At 42.0% G+C, this 21,735-nt stretch carries 16 protein-coding genes; 12 read left to right on the top strand and 4 right to left on the bottom strand.

Annotated elements, in window-relative coordinates; translation table 11 throughout:
* Positions 1 to 23: 23 nt before the first annotated feature.
* Positions 24 to 515 (top strand): Lrp/AsnC family transcriptional regulator, encoded by a 492-nt coding sequence (locus PL_RS08105; protein WP_087149073.1) that lies wholly within the window; start codon positions 24 to 26, stop codon positions 513 to 515.
* Between the two features lie 35 nt (positions 516 to 550).
* Here the strand turns inward: PL_RS08105 and PL_RS08100 are convergent, their stop codons facing one another.
* Complete coding sequence (locus PL_RS08100) at positions 551 to 1,444, bottom strand: hypothetical protein (protein ID WP_041881037.1); 894 nt, start codon at positions 1,442 to 1,444, stop codon at positions 551 to 553.
* 205 nt (positions 1,445 to 1,649) lie between these two features.
* Here PL_RS08100 and PL_RS08095 point away from each other — a divergent pair, with 205 nt between their 5' ends.
* The 6 genes from PL_RS08095 to PL_RS08070 are packed head-to-tail and all read left to right on the top strand — an operon-like array spanning position 1,650 to position 12,235.
* The gene (locus PL_RS08095; RefSeq protein WP_041881038.1) at positions 1,650 to 2,180 is read left to right on the top strand and encodes a phage tail protein; all 531 of its coding nucleotides are present in this window, start codon (positions 1,650 to 1,652) and stop codon (positions 2,178 to 2,180) included.
* 22 nt (positions 2,181 to 2,202) lie between these two features.
* Entirely contained in the window at positions 2,203 to 2,763 is a 561-nt protein-coding gene (locus PL_RS08090; protein WP_041881041.1) for a phage tail protein, read from the top strand.
* A gap of 11 nt (positions 2,764 to 2,774) precedes the next feature.
* A complete protein-coding gene (locus tag PL_RS08085) occupies positions 2,775 to 3,335 on the top strand; it encodes a phage tail protein (RefSeq protein ID WP_041881043.1) in 561 nt (186 codons plus the stop codon).
* A 6-nt stretch (positions 3,336 to 3,341) separates the two neighbouring features.
* Positions 3,342 to 4,490, top strand: a complete 1,149-nt coding sequence (locus PL_RS08080; protein ID WP_041881044.1) for an ABC transporter substrate-binding protein — start codon at positions 3,342 to 3,344, stop codon at positions 4,488 to 4,490.
* Between the two features lie 48 nt (positions 4,491 to 4,538).
* Entirely contained in the window at positions 4,539 to 11,330 is a 6,792-nt protein-coding gene (locus PL_RS08075; RefSeq protein ID WP_348621404.1) for a YDG domain-containing protein, read from the top strand.
* An 11-nt stretch (positions 11,331 to 11,341) separates the two neighbouring features.
* Entirely contained in the window at positions 11,342 to 12,235 is an 894-nt protein-coding gene (locus PL_RS08070) for a PorP/SprF family type IX secretion system membrane protein (protein WP_052496220.1), read from the top strand.
* On the opposite strand, the gene PL_RS08065 is transcribed toward PL_RS08070, so the two are convergent.
* Positions 12,215 to 12,499 (bottom strand): DoxX family protein, encoded by a 285-nt coding sequence (locus PL_RS08065; RefSeq protein WP_041881051.1) that lies wholly within the window; start codon positions 12,497 to 12,499, stop codon positions 12,215 to 12,217. The genes PL_RS08070 and PL_RS08065 overlap by 21 nt on opposite strands.
* A 179-nt stretch (positions 12,500 to 12,678) precedes the next feature.
* Between PL_RS08065 and PL_RS08060 the strand changes: the two genes are divergently transcribed.
* From PL_RS08060 to PL_RS08045, 4 genes are all read left to right on the top strand, one after another.
* Entirely contained in the window at positions 12,679 to 13,026 is a 348-nt protein-coding gene (locus tag PL_RS08060) for a hypothetical protein (protein WP_160292093.1), read from the top strand.
* Positions 13,027 to 13,153: 127 nt separating this feature from the next.
* A complete protein-coding gene (locus PL_RS08055; protein ID WP_041881056.1) occupies positions 13,154 to 14,302 on the top strand; it encodes an efflux RND transporter periplasmic adaptor subunit in 1,149 nt (382 codons plus the stop codon).
* A 33-nt stretch (positions 14,303 to 14,335) separates the two neighbouring features.
* Positions 14,336 to 17,455, top strand: coding sequence for an efflux RND transporter permease subunit (locus PL_RS08050; protein WP_041881058.1), 3,120 nt, complete (start codon positions 14,336 to 14,338; stop codon positions 17,453 to 17,455).
* A gap of 27 nt (positions 17,456 to 17,482) precedes the next feature.
* A complete protein-coding gene (locus PL_RS08045; RefSeq protein WP_041881060.1) occupies positions 17,483 to 18,865 on the top strand; it encodes an efflux transporter outer membrane subunit in 1,383 nt (460 codons plus the stop codon).
* Positions 18,866 to 18,868: 3 nt separating this feature from the next.
* On the opposite strand, the gene PL_RS08040 is transcribed toward PL_RS08045, so the two are convergent.
* Both PL_RS08040 and PL_RS08035 read right to left on the bottom strand, forming a co-directional pair.
* Entirely contained in the window at positions 18,869 to 19,747 is an 879-nt protein-coding gene (locus PL_RS08040) for a lysophospholipid acyltransferase family protein (RefSeq protein ID WP_041881063.1), read from the bottom strand.
* 432 nt (positions 19,748 to 20,179) lie between these two features.
* The gene (locus PL_RS08035) at positions 20,180 to 20,854 is read right to left on the bottom strand and encodes a L,D-transpeptidase family protein (protein ID WP_052496224.1); all 675 of its coding nucleotides are present in this window, start codon (positions 20,852 to 20,854) and stop codon (positions 20,180 to 20,182) included.
* Between the two features lie 55 nt (positions 20,855 to 20,909).
* Here PL_RS08035 and PL_RS08030 point away from each other — a divergent pair, with 55 nt between their 5' ends.
* Positions 20,910 to 21,725 (top strand): alpha/beta hydrolase, encoded by an 816-nt coding sequence (locus tag PL_RS08030; RefSeq protein WP_041881064.1) that lies wholly within the window; start codon positions 20,910 to 20,912, stop codon positions 21,723 to 21,725.
* Positions 21,726 to 21,735 lie beyond the last annotated feature (10 nt).

The raw sequence follows: 21,735 nt of genomic DNA, 5'->3' as shown, positions 1-21,735 counted from the left end.
AAAAGTGCTATAAGAATGCTTTTATGATGACAAATACAGAACAGTCCGAAAAACCAGTTATAACTTTAGACGCCAAGGATTACGAAATTCTCAGGTTACTGGAAGAAAATGCGAAGCTTACCGTCAGAGAAATAGCTGCCATGATCCACTTAAGCCCGACACCAACACATGAGCGGATTAAACGGATGGAGAAGAGCGGTGTAATTAAACAGTATGCTGCTATCCTGAACAGACAGCTGGTAGGGAAGGGGATGATTGTTCTTTGTATGATCACTTTAAGAGAACATAATAAGAAAGCAGGTGAAGTTTTTATTAAGGCGATGCTGGAGTTTAAGGAAATTGTAGAATGCTATAATATTTCCGGTGATTTTGATTTTATGGTCAAGATTGTTGCACAGAGCATGGAGGATTATCACAATTTCTTTGTGAATAAACTAGGTGAGGTTAAAGGAATTGGGCAGACCAAAAGTATTTTTGTAATGGCTGCAGTTAAAGAAACGCATAACCTGTTATAATTATGCGTTCCCTGTAAGGCGGGTATTTGGGTTGCCTAAGCGACAAATTCATTACTGTTAATCAGCTGGCTGTTCTCTGCATAAAACTTTTGTTTCTCCTGAAACTGAAAACTCATTTTTCCCATGTTTAAGCCATTGGCTTGAGAATGACCAATAAAGACATCGTGTCCGGTTGCATTTTTTAAAACCATGGTATGTGTTTTTTTCTGATGAGTATTCGCGCTGATAATGAAATCAATAAGTTCTGATTGCTGTGCCAGTGTGGTATTGTCAGCCACATTGTTTTTTTGCAGGTAATCAAGACCGGACAGACAAATGACAAGATCACAATTCAGTTCGTTTATGAGCTGTTTGGCTATCTCACTGGCTTTTTTTACAGGATCCTGATAGCCTATACCATTAATTTCGGGCCCTACTCCTGTAACGCCAATTTTGAATTTACCAAAATTAATAATTTGCCATGGTTTGACCACTGCGGCTAACCTGGGATTTTTAAATCTATAATTACAGTTCACCAGACAAAAATTCATCTGGTTAGTTAATGCGGCCAGGTAGGCTTCTCCCTGACTAAGATCCTGTACAGAAGGTGTACTGGCATGATAACCGGCAGCGTTCATAGCCACAATGACTGCATGATGCTGAGCATTATCGCGGCCATTTCCCAGAAAATTCCCTGCATCCAGAATCAATCCTCCTGTATCCTGATTGTTCAGCAGTTTTTTGATGTTATTTATTCCACCGTGTTTCATCTGCTGATCAGGCAAATGTCCGTTGAGCTGGCTGCTATGATAGATAATTACCTGCTTAGCTGACTGCTGCAAAGTAGTAGCAGTTTTACTGATATGAGCAAGAGAGGTGATTGGTTTACTAAAGAGTGTAGCGGCGGCTACAAGGGTACTGTTTTTGAGAAACGACCTGCGGTTTGACATAGCGTTAAGTTTAAGAGCACCATAAACTTAAAGAAATTTATACAGTCATTTCCAAGAGTGAACGAAAAAAAAGAATAAATGTTGCATTTTTCAAAAAAAAAGCTAATTTTATGATGCAATTAACAAAATAATAAAAATATTATTACCTGAACAAGCTGCTGTATATAAAAAAAGCTTAAAATAATTCTTTAAATCCGCTCTCAAAATGGATGAATTTCTCGGCACACTGATCATATTCTCTTTTGGATATGCACCTAAAAACTATGCGCAATGTAATGGCCAATTATTACCTATAGGTCAAAATCAGGCTCTGTTTTCCCTGCTCGGTACGATGTACGGAGGTAACGGGCAAACCACTTTTGCTTTACCTGACCTCAGGGGCAGGGTTCCGGTACATATTGATAATGACTTTAACCAGGGACAAAAATCCGGTGAAGAGTCTCATACACTCCTGATGACTGAAATGCCACAGCATAATCATACACTGGGCTCGGGATATGTTAAAGCAAAAGCCGGAGGGACAGCTGCAAATCAAACTACTCCCGAAGGTAATTACTATGCTGCAAATCCAGCTTTAACCGGTCGCTTCAGCAATCAGACCGATACGGGAATGTACAATAATGCACCTTTCGATACGCAGGTTGTTGGTTCAGGACAAGCGCATGAAAACAGAATGCCTTTCCTGACCCTGAATTTTTGTATCGCACTGTCAGGGGTTTTTCCTTCAAGAAATTAATTACACCATTAAATTTATTATTATGGCAGCAAGTACTCAACCTTTTGTAGGTGAAATTGCTATGGTTGGTTTTAATTTTCCACCGAATGGCTGGGCCACCTGTGATGGACAATTAATGCCAATATCTCAAAATACGGCACTCTTTTCTTTACTGGGGACTTATTATGGAGGGGATGGAAGATCTACTTTCGCACTTCCAAATCTTAAAGGGTCTGTTCCGATAGGCATAGGCCAGGGACCCGGACTGAGTGATCGTGTTTTAGGCGAAGTTTCCGGTACGCCTAATGAAACACTTTCGTTTCAGGAAATGCCAATGCATACACATGCTTTAGGGGCTGGACTTAAAACTGGTACCGCGCCAAATACGGCAAATGCAGTAGCCAGCTTACCGGCAGCAGCGACAAATACGGATAACCTTTATGCGAATACAGCCAGTGCTACAGATTATATGGCACCTTTAGCGGTTAATCTTAATCCTCAGACAAGTGTGTCAGGTGGGAATTTACCACATAATAATATGCAGCCCTACCTGGTTGTCAATTTTGTTATCGCATTAAGGGGAGTGTTCCCACAAAGATCTTAAATCATAAAACTATGTCAGCATCTCAACCTTATGTAGGTGAAATCACAATATTCGGAGGTAATTTTCCTCCATTAGGCTGGGCCTATTGTGATGGCAGCCTATTGCCAATCTCTGAAAATGAGGTCTTATTTAATTTAATCGGGACCACTTATGGTGGTGATGGTCAGAGTACATTTGCTTTACCTGATTTGCGTGGCCGTGTACCGGTTCATATGGGGCAAAATTCGCAGAACGGCTCGAATTACATCATTGGCCAGGTCGGTGGAGTAGAAAATGTAACTGTACTCCCGACGCAGATGCCTCCGCACGCGCATACTGTAACCGGAGAACTGAATATGAAAGTCAGAGCGAATGATCCTGATAATCAGCTCAGCCCTGTGAATAATGGAATTGCTATTGCTGTAGGAAAACGTTATTTCAGCCGTACCCCTACGGCATCAGGTATGATGCCGCTTGATACCAATATCGTATTAAGCAGTGCAGGTAATACGCAACCGCACAACAATATGCAGCCTTATGTTGCACTCAATTTTATCATTTCTCTATTTGGTGTTTTTCCATCACAAACTTAAAAAGACATGACTATAGGTATTCTGCTTCCCGGTTCTACTACTTATCCTTTGATCGCTCATAATTTTATGACTGGATTAAAGGGGAACCTGGCCGGGCTGGCTGCTCCTTTATCTCCTGATTTGCTTACAGCAAGTATTGGTTTTGGTACAGACGCAAACCTGATGCTTAAAGAGGCGGAGATTATGCTGCTGGATAAAAAAGCAGATTTGTTAATTGTCTTTGCGGATCATCCGGTAGTAGAATGCCTTTTTTCACTGATCAATGCACTGAAAAAAATATTGATTATAGTCAATAGCGGGGCTAAATATCCTCCGGTTCACAAACAGCCTTTTGTAATTTATCATACACTTAATTATGCACTGCATTGCAGGCTTATTGGAAAACAGGCGGCTAAAGTAAGCCGTAAAGCTGCTTTTGCCACTTCCTATTATGATGGCGGTTATAGTTTGTGTCATGCTATGAGTAAGGGTTATGCAGATAGCGGGAGTTCAGTGGAGTTTAATTTTGTCAGTAAATTCAAAGCTGAGGAGTTTGACATGGAACCGCTAACCGGTTTTTTGAACTCAAATACTGATGTTCGCCATATCCTGGCAATTTATAGTGATCTGAGCCCGGTATTTTATGAAAAACTTGCTGTAGAAATTCCGGTAACACCTTTAAATATTTTTGTGAATCCGGCAATGCTCGAAGAGCTTCATCTGCCGGAATATGGTATAAATAAAGAAATGTCCGTAAGCTCTTATGTGCCCTGGACAATCCTGTTAACTTCAGGAGAGAATATCGCTTTTTGTGAGACTTTTAAAAGTAAGACTGGCCGTATACCGGATGCCATTGGCGCATTGGGATGGGATACAGGTGCATTAATACTTAAATATATAATGATTGCTTTAGAACATGCTCAGTTCAGCACAAAACAGATCCTGAATGAAATGATGGATGCTGATATCGGCGGAGCTAAAGGAACCCTATATATAGATAATAAAACACATCAGGTGTTTTCTCCGGCGTACCAGGTAAAACTTGACGCAGGAAATCACGTGATCGTACAGGACACAGTATCTCTGAATGAGGTTCTGCAGGAGTGGGATGAAATATGTAATGATCCGCCTCAGGGATACGTGTCAGGATGGATTAATACATATATGTGCTCTTAGAATACTATAAAGACCTAAATATATTAACGCTCATTAATCCATCATACCATGGAAATCTTTATTCAAAGGTTGATCAAAGGCATAATCCTGTCTTTTATCCTCCTTACTGGCATTAATTTTAATGCCTCAGCACAATGCACGCTCGGAAAAGGAGATGTAGTCATTACTGGCTATGATCTTCAGGACGGAGGCACGCCGGCTGGTCTGGATGATCAGTTCTCATTTTTGTTATTGCGTGAAATACCCGCAGGTACAGATATCTATTTTACAGATTTTGGCTGGACTTCCGCCAATGCTTTTCAGGCAGATATCCAGGCGACAACTGATGGTGTTATCAAGTGGACTTCAGATAAAATCTATCCGGCAGGTACCGAGATTTATGTTTTCTGTAAGTATCAGCTGAAGGCATTTGACAAACTGAATGCACCGGCAGGTACGGTTACCGGAGTAGTAGAAACGGTAGCGACCAGAGCAAATCCGCCTGGTCCGGACCATCAGTATATGAGTCTGGGAATATTCTCCGGTGATCAGATTTTTGCTTTTACAGGCAGTGTGGGAGTACCCACGCTTCTTGCCGGTATCAGTATGAATCATGATAATGGAAGTGGTACCAGTGGATGGGATGCTGCTTTAACACCATTGACTTTTGCTGCTGATCGTTCGATGTTACCAGCTGTACTGTCGGCTGGTGCACAGAATATGTCTGTTATCTCCCACGGAGATCCTGGTGATCCGGCTTTCAATACCGGATATACAGGTCGTTACAAAAAAACGGCCGGTGGTGTTACCGCAGGAGCAGCAAGTACAATTTTAAATACTGTTAACACAAGACTGAACTGGGAAGTGGATGATAATGGAAATCATTATTCACCTTTTCTTACAGGCGAAACATTTATTGTATTAGGGGCATCGTTTTCTGTTCAGCCAGCAGATAAATTGAATCAATGTGCCGGGAGCGGAACCACTTTCACGGCTACTGCTATTAATTTTTGTGCTTTAAAATGGCAGTTAAGTACAGACGGAGGCGGATCTTTTGCAGATATCACTGATAACGCTGTCTATTCCGGTTCTACCAGTGCTACATTAACCATTTCAAATGTTACTGGCCTAAATAATAACCGTTACAGGCTCAATGCCACCGGTGCTGCTGGTTCAGTCAGCTCAAACAATGCATTATTAACATTATCCAGCCAGGTTATCAATTTAAGCCCGACACTGGCTGCGGGAACCTACAAAACTGCTTATAGCCAGCCAGTCACTGTAGCTTCGGGTGGGGGTGCGCCATTTGTTTATACATTGGTGACTCCCGGAACACTGCCTCCTGGTTTGTCACTATCTGGAAGTGGGGTTATATCAGGAACTCCAACAGCGACAGGTACTTATAATTTTAGTGTTAATGTTACCGGGGCATGCGTAAGTTCAGGTTCGCAAAACTTTACATTGATAATTGCTCCGAAAGCCCTGACAGCAACGTTTGCCGCGGTTACCAAAGCCTATAATGGTGATGTGGTAGCCAATGTGGTTTTTGATCCGCTTAACGCAGCAAGTGGGGTGGTAGCTCCGGATGTAGTCAGCGTGACTTATACTTCGGCTGCTTATAATACTGCAGCTGTTGGAAGTGCTAAACCAATTACGATTACAGGTTTGGCTTTAACGGGTGCTTCAAGTGCTTCTTATACCCTGAATCCTGTTGTAGTTACCGGTACTATTACTACCGCGACTATTGTTCCGACACTTGCCGGAACAATTACCAAGGTTTACGATGGGAATACAACTGCAGCATTAACAGGAGCAAACTATAGTTTTACAGGTAAAGTAGGTACAGAGAACGTAGCTTTAAATAACCCTGCCAGCGGAACTTATGCGCTTAAAGATATTGGCAACCGTACAGTAACAGTAACTGGTCTGACCTTAACCGGAACTGATGCCGGAAATTATACCCTTTCTACAACCAGCGTAACAGCTCCGGGCACAATTACCTCAGCGACTATAGTTCCGACACTTGCCGGAACGATTACCAAGGTCTATGATGGGAATACAGCTGCTGCATTAACTGGGGCTAACTATAGTTTTACAGGTAAGATAGGCACAGAAAATGTGGCATTGAACAATCCCGCCGCCGGAAGTTACAACCTGAAAGATGTAGGTGGCAGGACGGTAACTGTCACAGGTCTGACCTTAACAGGAACTGATGCGGCGAACTATACCCTTTCCACAACCAGCTTAACAGCTCCGGGTACAATCACCTCTGTGATTATTGTTCCGACACTTGCCGGAACGATTACCAAAGTCTATGATGGTAATACGACTGCCGCACTGACTGCTGCAAATTATAGTTTTACAGGTAAGGTAGGTACAGAGAATGTAGCTTTAAATAATCCTTTGGTGGGTAGTTATAGCCTGAAAGATATAGGTAGCAGAACGGTAACTGTAAGTGGTTTGGCCTTAACCGGAACTGATGCAGGTAACTACACGCTTTCGGCAATCAGTTTAACAGCTCCGGGTACAATCACCTCTGTGATTATTGTTCCGACACTTGCCGGAACGATTACCAAAGTTTATGATGGGAATACAACAGCAGCATTAACTGGGGCTAACTATAGTTTTACAGGTAAAGTAGGTACAGAGAATGTAGCTTTAAATAATCCTTTGGCGGGTAGTTATAGCCTGAAAGATATAGGTAACAGAACGGTAACTGTAAGTGGTTTGGCCTTAACCGGAACTGATGCAGGTAACTACACGCTTTCGGCAATCAGTTTAACAGCTCCGGGTACAATTACCTCAGCGACTATAGTTCCGACACTTGCCGGAACGATTACCAAGGTTTACGATGGAAATACAGCTGCAGCAATAACTGGGGCTAACTATAGTTTTACGGGTAAGATAGGCACAGAAAATGTGGCATTGAATAACCCTGCCGCCGGAAGTTACAGCCTGAAAGATGTAGGTAGCAGGACGGTAACTGTCACAGGTCTGACCTTAACAGGAACTGATGCGGCAAACTACACCCTTTCCACAACCAGCTTAACAGCTCCGGGCACTATTACTACAGCGACTATTGTTCCGGCACTTGCAGGAACAATTACTAAAATTTATGATGGAAATATTGGTGCAACATTAACAGGCAGTAATTACAGTTTCACTGGTAAAATAGGAACCGAAAACGTAGCTTTAAATAATCCTGCCAGCGGAAATTATGCACTTAAAGATGTAGGAAACCGTTTGGTAAGTGTTAGCGGAATCGCTTTAACCGGAACCGATGCTGCAAACTATACACTTTCTACAACCAGTTTAACTGCACCGGGAGTAATTACCAGCGCAATTGTCATTCCTTCTCTTGTTGGAACAATCACTAAAGTTTATGACGGTAATACAATAGCCACACTAACTGCTGCTAATTATAATCTTGCAGGCCGGATAGGTGCAGATGATGTAGCCTTAAATAATCCTCCCACCGGAAGTTATAACCTGAAAGATGCAGGTAACAGAACGGTAACTGTAAGCGGGCTCACACTAACCGGAACTGATGCGGGTAATTATACGCTTATTACAACCAGTATAACCGCACCGGGTACGATCACGTCAGCTACAATTACACCTGTCCTTGCCGGAACTATAACCAAAGTTTATGATGGTAATACTGCTGCAGCTTTAACTGCTGCGAATTACAGTTTTACTGGAAATATAGGTGCAGATATCGTAGCCCTAAATAATCCTTCGTCAGGAACATATGATCTGAAAAACGCGGGAAGCAGAACTGTGTCGGTTAGTGGTATTGCACTAACCGGAACTAATGCAGGTAATTATACGCTTTCGGCAACCAGTCTGACAGCACCGGGTACGATCACAGCCGCCGCCATTACACCTGTGCTTGCCGGAACAATTACTAAAGTTTATGACGGTAATACTATTGCAGCGTTAACTGCTGCGAATTACAGTTTCACAGGAAATATAGGGGCAGACGATGTAGCTATCAATAACCCTGCAGCGGGTACTTATGATCTGAAAGTTGCTGGTAACAGAACAGTGAGTGTCAGCGGAGTCGCTCTGACGGGAACTGATGCAGCTAATTATGCGCTTTCAACTACCAGCTTAACAGCGCCGGGTACAATCACTACGGCAACCCTGATACCTGCTCTTGCAGGCACGATTACCAAAGTTTATGATGGTAATACAACCGCCACTTTAACTGGTGCCAATTATAGCTTTACAGGTAATGTAGGTACGGATAATGTAGCGCTGAATAATCCGGCAACCGGAAGTTATGATCTTAAAGATGCAGGCAACAGAACAGTGAGTGTGAGCGGAGTGAGTCTGACAGGTACTGATGCGGCTAACTATGTGCTTTCTACGACCAGCTTAACAGCGCCAGGTACGATCACATCAGCTACTATCATCCCTGTTCTGGCCGGTACGATTACCAAAGTTTACGATGGTAATACCGCAGCTGCACTGACTGCTGCAAATTACAGTTTTACAGGAAATATAGGTGCTGATAATGTGGGCTTAAATAATCCTTCGTCAGGAACATATGATGTGAAAAATGCAGGAAGCAGAACTGTAACGGTTAATGGAATAACATTAACGGGAACCAATGCGGCTAACTACACACTTTCAGTAACCAGCTTAACAGCTCCGGGTACAATTACCTCTGCGACAATTGTTCCTGTCCTGGCTGGTACAATCACTAAAGTTTACGATGGTAATACCACAGCTGAACTGTCTGCTGCAAATTATAGTTTTACAGGAAAGATAGGTGCTGACAATGTAGATCTGAATAATCCGCTTACGGGTGCATACAGCAATAAAAATATTGGCAGCCGTACAGTGAGTGTGACAGGAGTTGCACTGACAGGTACTGATGCAGCCAATTATGTGCTTTCTACAACCAGTTTATCAGCTCCGGGTACTATTACTACGGCAACTATTATTCCTATGCTTGCAGGAACAATTACCAAAGTTTATAATGGTAATACTATAGCTACGCTGACTGCTGCTAACTATAGTTTTACAGGTAAAGTAGGATCGGAGATTGTCAATCTGAATAATCCGGTAACCGGTGTTTATAGTAGTAAAGATGTGGGTAACAGAACTGTAGCTGTGAGCGGCATTACACTTACCGGAGCAGATGCAGCCAATTATACTTTGTCTGCTACAAGTCTGACAGCACCTGGTACAATCACAGCCAGAACCATTACACCTGTGCTGGCAGGTACGATTACCAAAGTTTATGATGGCAATACTACTGCAGCTTTAACAGCTGCTAACTATAGCTTTACAGGGAATGTAGCTGCTGAAGATGTCGCATTGAATAATCCGGTCAACGGAACATACGATAATAAAAATGTGGCAACCGGTAAACTCGTGACCGTTAGCGGAATCATCTTAACAGGGGCTGATGCAGGGAACTATGTACTGGCAGTAACAAATCTGAGCAGTTCTAACGGGGTCATTACTCCACAGGTTTTAACAGTTACAGCCGATAATAAGGAGATGATACAAGGAACTGCTGTACCTCCTTTAACAGTAACCTATAACGGATTTGTAAATGGAGAAACTACAAATGTGTTTACTACTGCCACTACTATAAGTACTACTGCAAGCAGCAGTTCGCTGGCTGGTAATTATCCGGTGACAGTGAGTGCGACAGCTGCGGCAAACTATGCTGTCACTTTTGTCAACGGCGTACTTACAGTAAAACCAGGGGTACCGACAAGTATTAGTCTTGCGGCAGTACCTTTATTTGAAAACAGACCTGCAGGAGCATTGGCCGGAACATTAAGCAGTACCTCTTTAGATCCGAATGCTACTTTCACTTATACGCTGGTTGGTGGCAGCGGAGATACGGATAACTCTTTATTCAGTATCACAGGCGATCAGGTGAAAACTAAAACAAGTCTGAGTTTTGTGCAAAAATCAAATTACAGTATCAGGGTAAGAAGTACTACTCAATATGGTTTAACCTTAGACAAACAGTTTAATATTACACTGATTGATGTTAACGAAGTACCTACTTTGAATTCAATAGCGGGTGTTACCCAATGTAATACGACGGCTAAACAAACTATTGCACTGACAGGAATTAGTCCGGGACCTGAGCCTGCTCAAACTACTGTGCTAACTGTCAGTTCAGATAAACCAGCGATGTTCAGCGACCTGAAAGTAAGCCAGGAAACAGGTGGAAACGGTACACTTACTTACCGTTTGGCTAACAGTGGTGTTTCGGGAACAGTAAATGTCACTGTTACTGTAAAAGATAACGGTGGAACTGCAAACGGCGGAGCTGATACTTATAGCAGAACCATTGTGATGACGATTAATCCGCTTCCGGTGATCAGTATTGTTTCTTCGGCAGGAACAGAAATCTCGAAAGGTATAACGACAAAACTTACGGCAAGTGGTGGAAGTACTTATGTCTGGGCAAATGCATCAGGTATAATCAGTGGTCAGAATACTGCTGTACTAACCATCAGACCGGCTCAGACTGCAACTTATACTGTCACTGCTGTTAATGCAACTGGCTGCAGCAGTAGTCAGCAGATTACTATTAGTGTCGATGAGGATTACAAAACTATTGATGCGACCAATATTTTAACACCTAACGGTGATGGAATAAATGATCTTTTTGTTATCCGGAATATTGATATGTATCCGAATAATGAGGTGAAAATATTTGACCGCGCCGGAAGATTGATTTACAGTAAAAAATCATACGATAACAGTTGGGATGGAACAATAAGCGGTAATCCATTGAGTGAAGGTACTTATTTCTACGTATTGGATTTTGGTAATGGCAGAAGCAAGATCAAAGGCTTTATTACGCTGGTAAGAAACAAATAATAATTAAAATTATGAAAAGGAATCTAGCAATATGGGGATTAATAACGGGGCTGTTTTTATTGACTTCAAAACAATCATCCGCCCAGTTGAATCCATTGTCAGCAATGTATTATCAGAACCAATATCTGGGTAATCCTGCAATGGTAGGAATTGATCAGGGACTTGAATTTAACCTGGCTTACCGGGCGCAATGGAATGGTGCGCCCGGAGCGCCTGTTACCCAATCGGTAACCGGTAATTATGGGGTTACCAAAAGAGTCGGATTAGGGATTAATGTCAGCAATGATAAAATAGGCTTACAACGCTGGACCAGAGTTGTAGGAACCTACGCTTATCATTTGCCACTGAATGACAACGGACACCAGTTACATTTTGGGGTGTCGTTTGGTTTTTCAAATGAAAGACTGAATGAAAATCTGGTTAACGGAGATCCGAATGATCCTGGGATCAGTCAGTATAACCAGCGGTCAACTTATGTTGACGGAGATTTTGGTGCTGCTTACACGGCTGACAGATTAACTATACAGGGAGCGTTACCCAATCTGAAAAGCGTATTTCACAAAACAGATTTGAATAATGGGGTTGATCAGGCCACATTCTACGGGGCAGCCAGCTACAGACTGGAACTGAGTAAAGGAGAAGATGGTGTAGATGTGGAGCCAAAAGTGGCTTTAAGAGGTGTGAAAGGATACAGTGATATATTTGACGCAGGTGCAAATCTTGTTTTTGCCAATAAAAAAGTCAATGTATTCGGTCTGTATCATTCTACGCAAAGTTTTACTGTGGGTATGGGACTGCAGTACCAGGCATTGAATCTGAATGCTTCTTATACTTCAGGCACTGCAGCCTTAAAAGGTTATGTTGATGGTAATTTTGAACTGAGTTTAAGGATTCGCGTATTTTAAGAGTTTATGATAACACAGATAAGAAATTAGCAGTACAGCAAAAACTACAATTGGCATAAAGGACATCGGAACAACTCCATCAACATAGAGATGGGCAATTAAGGCAGAAATGTAGGTAATACCCAATGCTACATAAGCCCACTCTTTTAGACGTGATGGTAATTTGGGGATGATCAGAATCAGACCGCCGATGAAAGAGCCAATACCTGCTTCTACATGAAACCAGTATGGTAAACCCAGGTGCTGTGTACCCTGAAGTGCCATTCATTTTTTATTGTTAAGCAGGTGTTAAAGTTAAATAGGGGGGTGATTTGCGACAATAATGATGATGTTGCTGCTCAAACAAAATAATTTGTTTGCTGTTGTAATCTTCAGTATTCAAACAGAATTTATGAATACATTTGAACCTTTCTGGACTAACGCAGTCTACTGTTATAATGAAGATGCAAAAACTGGTAAATACCTTAATTAAATTTAACCTTATCCTGGCCATCGTTTTGGGTTTGCAGGGAAGGGTAATTGCCAGGTATGCTGATGCATTTTTTCATAAAGGTGCGTCAACAGAAATAGGGACCTTAAAAACCCCTATGTGCAGAGCCAAGGTTATGCATCTCAGATTACTTTGTTTTGAGCAGGATTTTCTGCTTACAGAACCGCCTGTAGCTCTTACAACTATACTAACACCTCCATCCCTGGTTGTTGTACAGGCCTATCAGGTATTGTATACTACCAAAAGTCTCAGCGGTCATGAACTCCGGCTGCTTCCGCTGCGGGCACCACCTTACTGTTAATCCGTTCCAGAAGATATCTTCTTCTTTTCCTCCCTTTTTATAGCTATATTAATATGTTAAAGTGTTAATACAGTGTATTTTGTATATGACCAATTTTTAATTGGAAATGATTCTAGTCTGAAGAACAATGAACACATTTAAAACTCCGTTAGCCATTCTGGCTTCCCTTATCATGCTTTCCTCCTGCAACAGTAAAAAGGGGAAAGATAAAACTACCGATCAGGCTAAACCCTATCCTGTAATTACCCTTTCGCCGGCAACAGCCAATATCTATTCTGATTATCCGGCTACTATACAGGGGATACAGAATATTGAGATACGTCCGAAAATTGATGGATATGTCTCAGATATTTATGTGGATGAAGGTGCATCAGTCAAAAAAGGACAATTACTTTTTCGCATTAATGCGCCGCAATATGAACAGAATGTAAAAACTACAGAAGCAAATATAAAAATTGCGCAGGCCGATGTGGATGCTGCAAGAATGAACGTTGATAAAGTAAAACCATTGGTGGACGATGATATTGTCAGCCCTTATCAGCTTAAATCTGCTAAATATACCCTGGAATCAAAACAGGGTGCACTGGCGCAGGCTATTGCCGCATTAAATAATGCTAAAACAAATCTGAGTTATACACAGATCTACAGTCCGGTAGACGGGGTAATTGGTATTCTTCCTTATAAAATCGGGAGTCTGGTAAGCAGTACAACGACCAGTCCGCTTACTACTGTCTCCAATATTGAAAAAATATATGCTTATTTCTCGATTAACGAAAGACAGGGACTTGACTTTTTTCTTAATGCCAAAGGGGTAACCATGCAGCAGAAGCTGACCACATTACCACCGGTCAACCTGGTGCTGGCTAATGGAAATATCCTGCCAGCTGAAGGAAAAGTAGAAACAGCCAGCGGTTTAATTAATGCTCAGACAGGGTCTATTAATATGAGGGCAACTTTTCCTAATCATGATGGCCTGGTAAGAAGTGGCAGCAGTGCCGTAGTGCGTATTCCCAGAACGATTAATTCTGCTTTGCTTGTTCCGCAGAAGGCAACTTATCAGATACAGGGAAAGCTATTTGTATATGTCCTGGATCAAACGAACAAAGTAAAGTCTGTAGAAATTACCACAACTGCAAATGCTGATGATTCTTATGTAGTTCAAAAAGGATTGAAAGCCGGTGATAAAATAGTAGCGGATGGAATTTCAAATCTGAGAGAAGGTTTAACCATCATACCCACTCAGATAAATGCTGACAGTGTTAATCATCGTCCTTAACGGCTCACCCATTAATTTAAGAAATCTCAGCATATGTTAAAGCTATTTATTGAACGTCCGGTGTTATCAACCGTGGTCTCTATTATTATAGTTACCCTGGGTGTACTGGGCCTGGTTTCCCTTCCCATTTCCCAATACCCTGATATTGCGCCGCCAACTGTCCAGGTCTCTGCCAACTATAGCGGCGCCAGTGCAGACGTAGTGCTCAAAAGTGTGATAGTCCCGCTGGAACAGCAAATCAACGGGGTAGAAAATATGGATTATATTACCTCTACTGCCGGCAATGACGGATCAGGAAATATTACAGTCAGTTTTAAAATTGGCAGTGATCCGAATATGGCTGCGGTCAATGTACAGAACGCAGTTTCAAGAGCTACCCCTTTATTACCGCAGGAAGTAACCAAAGCCGGGGTAACCGTACAGAAAAAACAAACAAGTACACTACTGATTTTCTCGGTTTACAGTGATAATCCACAATATGATCAGACCTTTTTACAGAACTACGTAGACATTAATATTGTTCCCGAAGTTAAAAGGATTCAGGGAGTTGGGGATGCTTCTGCTTCAGGTCAGATGGATTATTCTATGCGTATCTGGCTTAATCCGCAGGCTATGGCCTCTTATGGACTGGTACCGGCTGATGTTACAGCTGCACTGTCTGATCAGAATATACAGGCAGCCCCGGGGCAGTTTGGTGAACGTGGTGGACAGGCATTCCAGTATGTGATCAAGTATCCCGGTACACTGGTTGATACTGCCCAGTTTGGCAATATAGTGATCCGTTCTAATGATCGCAGCCGGTTGCTGAGACTTAAGGATATTGCCCGTATCCAGCTCGGTGCCCTGAGTTATTTTAACAGTACCAGAACCAACGGACATCCTGCGGTATCCATTAATGTGGCTCAGGTAGCTGGTTCCAATGCAAGAGATGTGATCCAGCAAACACTCAAAGTCATGGATAAAGCTTCTAAAACATTTCCTAAAGGCATACATTATGTGGTGCTGCAGAGTGTGGATGATTTTCTGACGGCTTCCATTGACAAGGTGTTGCATACCTTATTTGAAGCCTTCATTCTGGTATTTGTCGTTGTCTTTATTTTTCTCCAGGATTTCAGGTCAACACTTATTCCGGCCATCTCTGTTCCGGTGGCAATTATAGGGACATTTTTCTTTTTGAAACTATTTGGTTTTACGATTAATCTGCTTACCCTTTTTGCACTCATTCTGGCAATTGGTATTGTCGTCGATGATGCCATTGTAGTTGTGGAGGCCGTCCATGCCAAACTGGATAGTGGTTATACTTCTGCCAGGGAAGCCAGTATTGACGCTCTTGGAGAAATATCCAGTGCTATTGTGTCTATTACGCTGGTTATGTCTGCCGTATTTATTCCCGTCAGTTTCATTGGCGGGTCTTCAGGAGTCTTTTATAAACAGTTTGGACTTACATTGGCTATAGCAATTATCCTTTCGGCAATTAATGCACTGACACTCAGTCCTGCACTTTGTGCTTTATTCTTAAAAAGTCATCATGAAAAAGGAAAAGCCAAAATGAGTTTTATGGAGAAATTCTATACTGCTTTTAATACTTCTTTTGAGCGGATGAGTAATAAATATGCCAATACCATTGCCTTTTTCAGTAACAGAAAGTGGATTCCACTGACCATACTTGGCACTTTTATGATTGCACTGTTTTTCCTGGCTAAAAATACAGCTACCGGATTTGTCCCTAATGAGGATCTTGGAGCAGTTAACTGTAATATAACCCTGCCTCCGGATGCTTCTCTGGAAAGGACTGATGAGGTAACCCGTAAAATAGAAAAACTGGCGCATACGATACCGGAAATTAATAATGTACTGGCTATTACCGGCCGGGGACAGCTTTCCGGAACCGGGAGTAATTATGCAACGGTAGTCATGCGGCTCATCCCATGGGATAAGAGAAAAAGAGATGTTCAGGCTATTATCAGTGAACTGATCAAAAAATCGGCTGATATCACAGAGGCTGAAGTTAAGTTTTTTGCTCCGGCTACTATACAGGGCTTTGGAACAACCAATGGTTTTGCCTTTCAGCTTCAGGATAGAACAGGCGGAGAAATTCCACAGTTTTATAAGGCCAGTAAAGACTTCCTGTCGGCTTTGTCAGAACGACCGGAAATCCAGTTTGCCACTACCTCGTTTAATCCGAATTTTCCGCAGTACCTGATGAATATGAATGTGCCTAAAATTAAGGATGCAGGTCTTAATGTGGTGGATATTACTTCGGCGATGCAGGGTTATTTCGGTGGTGTTTATGCTTCGAATTTTAATCAGTTCGGACAGCAGTTCAGGGTAATGGTACAATCTTCACCCGAATACAGGATGACCCCGGAAAGTCTGAATGGTGTTTTTGTCCGTACCCCGGATGGACAAATGGTTCCGATAACGGAGTTTTTTACCCTGACCCAAACTTACGGACCACAGGCGATCACCCGTTTTAATTTATATAATTCAATCAGTATTAACGGTACACCTAATCCAGCTTATAGTTCTGGTCAGGCGATCAGTGCGATACAGGAGGTTGCTGCAAAAACTCTTCCTGCAGGATACAGCTATGAATTTTCTGGAATTACCAGAGAAGAGCTGGCAGGAAACAGCCAGACAATTTTCATCTTTTTGCTTTGCCTGGTCTTTGTGTATTTATTGCTTAGTGCACAGTATGAGAGTTATCTGCTGCCATTATCTATTTTACTGACTATACCTGTTGGTACTGCAGGTGCCTTCATGTTTGCACATTTGTTTGGCATCAGTAATAATATTTACGTACAGATTACCCTGGTTATGTTAATCGGATTACTGGCTAAAAATGCCATTCTGATAGTTGAATTTGCTGTAGAAAGAAGACGTTCAGGTATGGAGATCGTGGAAGCTGCTGTAAAAGGAGCACAGGCAAGGCTCAGACCTATACTCATGACTTCATTTGCATTTATCCTGGGTCTGGTACCACTGATGCTGGCTACCGGTGCCGGTGCAAATGGTAACCGTTCTATTGGTGTCGGGGCTGTAGGAGGGATGTTTATCGGAACGGTCTTTGGCCTTTTTATTACCCCAACTTTATTTATTGTGTTTCAGACTCTTCAGGAGAGGATGAAGAAGAAACCCAATCACAAATTATAAATAATTTAATTACAGCAATCAGTAATTATGAAACGATATTTGAAAGTTTATCTGCCCGTTACCGGGCTGATCATATTGTTATCCGCATCGTGCAAAATAACTCAGCCTTATCAAAAGCCAGCAGTGGATATGGAAGGGCTGTACAGGGATAATGTAACTGCCGATACTCTGAGCATTGCCAGTTTACACTGGAAAGAAATGTTTACAGATACCTTACTGCAAAAGTTAATCGGTGAAGGGATCCGCCAGAATTTAAATCTGAAAGCTGCCTATTCCCGTATCCGTCAGTCTAAGGCTTATTTAGAACAGAGCAGGTTGGCATTTTTACCTTCTTTAAGTGGAGATGGCAGTGCAACTGCTGCGGGATCTTCCAATCAGAGTGAGCTGAAAAGTGTAACGCCCTATCAGTATCAGGCAGAACTGACTACAAGTTGGGAGGCCGATTTATGGGGAAAACTGAGTAGCGCAAAACGCGCAAATTTAGCTTCACTGTTACAGGCTGAAGCTAATGCAAGAGCTGTTCAGACAGAGCTGGTAGCCAGTATCGCTACGAATTATTACCGGCTGCTTGCGCTGGATGATCAGTTACTGATTACACAGCAAAGTGTTAAAAACTGGCAGACTACAGTAGATATTATGAAAAAACTAAAGACTGCTGATGTGGTGACGGGTGCAGCAGTAGTACAGAGTGAATCGAGTAAATATGCCGTTGCGGTTACGATTCCGGATCTTATGCAGTCTGTCAGAGAAACGGAAAACGGACTGAACCTGTTACTGGGCAGGGTTCCGGGGCCCATAGAAAGAAGTAAGTTCGATCAGATTCATGCTATTGCCCTGTTGAAAACAGGTGTTCCGGTACAACTGTTAGCTAACCGGCCTGATGTGCAGGCAGCAGAATACAATTTTAAAAATGCTTTTGAATTGAGTAATGTGGCCAGAACTTATTTCTATCCTTCACTGACTATTTCCGCATCGGGTGGATATTCAAGTTTCAGCAGCTTTTTTGGGCCGGGCTCCTGGATCAGCAGCCTGACTGGCGGGTTAACGCAGCCGATATTTAACAAAGGTGCAAACAAGACCAGGTTGAAAGTGGCGCTGGAGCAACAGCAACAAGCGGTTCTGAGCTTTCAGACTACTATACTTACTGCCGGACAGGAAGTTTCCAATGCGATGTATTCTTATCAGAGAGCTTCTGAAAAGAAAATTACGAGAACAAGTCAGCTGGAAAATCTGGAAAAATCAGTTCAGTATACACAGGCGCTGGTCAGATATGGTTCTGCAAATTATACAGAAGTACTGACCGCGCAGCAAAGTTTTCTGGCTGCACAACTTAGCCAGGTAAATGATCAGCTGCAGCAATTACAGGCAACAGTGTCATTGTACCGGGCTCTGGGTGGGGGTTGGAAATAAAATTTAGTCTTTCCATCTTTTGTGTGACCATAACCAGTAAGATGGGGCAACACTGATCGTGTGCTGAAGTTTTTGTGCAAAAGATCTGGTGATTTCCTGGTTACAGGTTTCCTTCGGGCTTTCTGTAATCAGGGAAAAATCTATTTCCCAGCTGTTGTCCGGTTTCCGGTTGATCTCCAGATAAACCACTACAGCATTAGTAGCTATGGCTAATTTTTCAGCACCATTGAACATATTGGTTGACTGATGCATGAAGTCAAATTTATTCTGGTCGCTGGTTCCGGGAAACTGATCGGCGATAAAAATGGACAATTGCGGCTGATCTTTTTGTTTAAGCAGATGCCTTAATGCCTGGTTTGCGGGAATCAGCTGCATGCCGAAACGTCCTCTTACATAGTGAACCAGTTTATTCATAACCGGGCTGGAAAGCGGTTTATAGATCGCATTTGTTTTAAAGGGGAGTCTGGCGGGTAAAATATTCAGGTATTCCCAGTTGCCATAATGGCCTAAAACAGCAATGATATTCCTGTTCTGCTGATGGTAATGCAGCAATAATTCTGTGTTAACCAGCTGTACTTTCTGATCCAGAGACTGTTTGCTTACAGAAAAAAGTTTGACTGTTTCAATGACCATACAGACCAGATGTTTATAATACTCTTTTGCAATCTGCTGAATCTCCGGATAAGATTTGGCCGGCAGGGATCTGGAAAGATTTTGCAGGACTACGTTGTAACGATACCTGAAGACTCTGTAAGACATGAAGTAGAGCATTTTTCCAAGAGTTGCATCGGCTACGGAATAAGGCAGCAGGCTGATCAGGTAAACTGGAAAAAAAATAAGATGATACAGCTGATTGAAAAGTTTATTCCTCACAGGATTCATGAACAAGTTTTAATAGATAAATAACTACGATAATCGCCAGGACCAGGGCTACTGATAAAAAGCCACTGAACATAAAACATAGAGAATGAGTTTGACCTGTCATAAGACTACTAATTTAGGTTGTGAATAGAGGTTACGATAAAACAATTGACCACCTGAGAACGTGCATTGACGAATAGCTTGTTTGGGTTGATCTTCATTTTATATTTTCTTTATCTTGTGACAACCTGATTTGCTTTTACCCTTACTGTCTTTGAAATAAAATCGTATAGTTTTTACGATAGTCCAAAAGGTACGATAGAAGAAATCAATAAAAAGGTAGTAAGTGCCTTATTTGTCAGGGGAGAAGAAGGGCAGTTGAAATGGCATTATTTGCAGGAAAACAGGCATGAGATTACTGAACGATAGGTCCGGTTATCAAGTTTAAGAAATTCAGGCTGGATTTCTGAATTTCTCAAAATAGTTATAAGTGAGTTGTAACGTTTTCCAGAATGCTTTATGCTGCGGAAAATCCACCAGATTCCTGTTCATGTTTTCCTGTGTCATTCTAAATGGGAAGATATGTACAGGAATTTGTGTCTGTCTATTGTTTCTCGCTTCAATAGCAAGTATGTATACTTCCTTTATTTTATCATCTGTGAGTGGAATACAACCCACAGTAAGACAGTTTCCATGGATGTAAATATCTGAACCGGGGTCATGATGACCACTTCTGAGTAAATCAACAGCATTTGGATAATTAATACCCAGAGATAGATAAAAACGGCTCAGAGGATTGAAACGGTCAATATAATAGACACCTTCTGGTGTTTGCAGATCATCTTTTTTAGTCTTCGGACCTAAAACACCGGAATGCGCACTGAAATCATAGGTTTTAAACAGTGCATACCGGGGCTGACTACTGTCTCTAAGCCAGATTTCCAGCTTACCTTCGCTTTTATAAGCCGCGATAAACAGGTCAAAATTATCTTCAAAGTCTTTCCTGAAAAGCTCGTCCCTTAATCCGGGCCATTTTTCAGCATAGGCAGTTTTTACACTTTCAAAATTGAGCTGCTGATTTTTGAAATCATCTTCACCGGATAGAGAATTTTCTGGTTTCCTCAACATATGTAAATGTTTAGCAGATAAATTAGGCAGTACTTTGCTGTACAAATTAATAAATATGAAACGATTATCCAGCCTTTTAGTGGCTATGTTTTTTGCGGGTTCTTCTTTTGCAGCGAAAGTTGATACCGCCGCGGTATATAGTAAAGGCATGAAAAAAGAAGTTCGCTGTGTTTTTATAAGTCCTGATCAGAAAAAAGATGGCGGGCGATTTCCTGTTGTTTATGTGCTGCACGGTTATAGCGGAAGTGCTGTCAGAACGATCAAACAGGACATTCCGGATCTTGCCGCAGAGGCCGATGCCTATCAGATGATTTTTGTTCTTGCTGATGGCGGGTTTGACAGCTGGTATTTTGACAGTCCTGTAAATGCGCAGATCCGTTATGAAAGTTTTATCACTAAAGAACTGATCAGCTATACGGATAAAAATTATCCCTCTATCCCTGTCAGAGAGAAAAGAGCTGTTTACGGATGGAGTATGGGTGGTCATGGAGCCCTTTTTCTGGCTATCCGTCATAAAGATCTGTATGGCGCAGCTGGCAGCATATGCGGCGCAGTTGATTTCAGACCCTTTGTCCATGCTTATGGGATAGAGAAAAGTCTGGGTGATTTCCCTGGTCATGAAAAGAGTTGGGAGATGCATACGGTGAACTATACTATTTCCTCCTTAAAAAATAAGGAACTGAAACTGATTATTGACTGTGGTCTTGATGATCCTTTACTGGAAATCAACAGATCATTGCACCGGAAATTGACTGAGCTTAAAATCGAACATGATTATATAGAACGTCCGGGGGCACATAATGATGCCTACTGGTCCAAAGCATCTGCTTTTCAGTTGCTGTTTATTCATAATTATTTCACCCAATCCTAAATTATAATAT

The organism is Pedobacter lusitanus (genome assembly GCF_040026395.1).
Lineage (GTDB): Bacteria > Bacteroidota > Bacteroidia > Sphingobacteriales > Sphingobacteriaceae > Pedobacter > Pedobacter lusitanus.
This window is presented reverse-complemented; position numbering and strand designations above follow the sequence as displayed.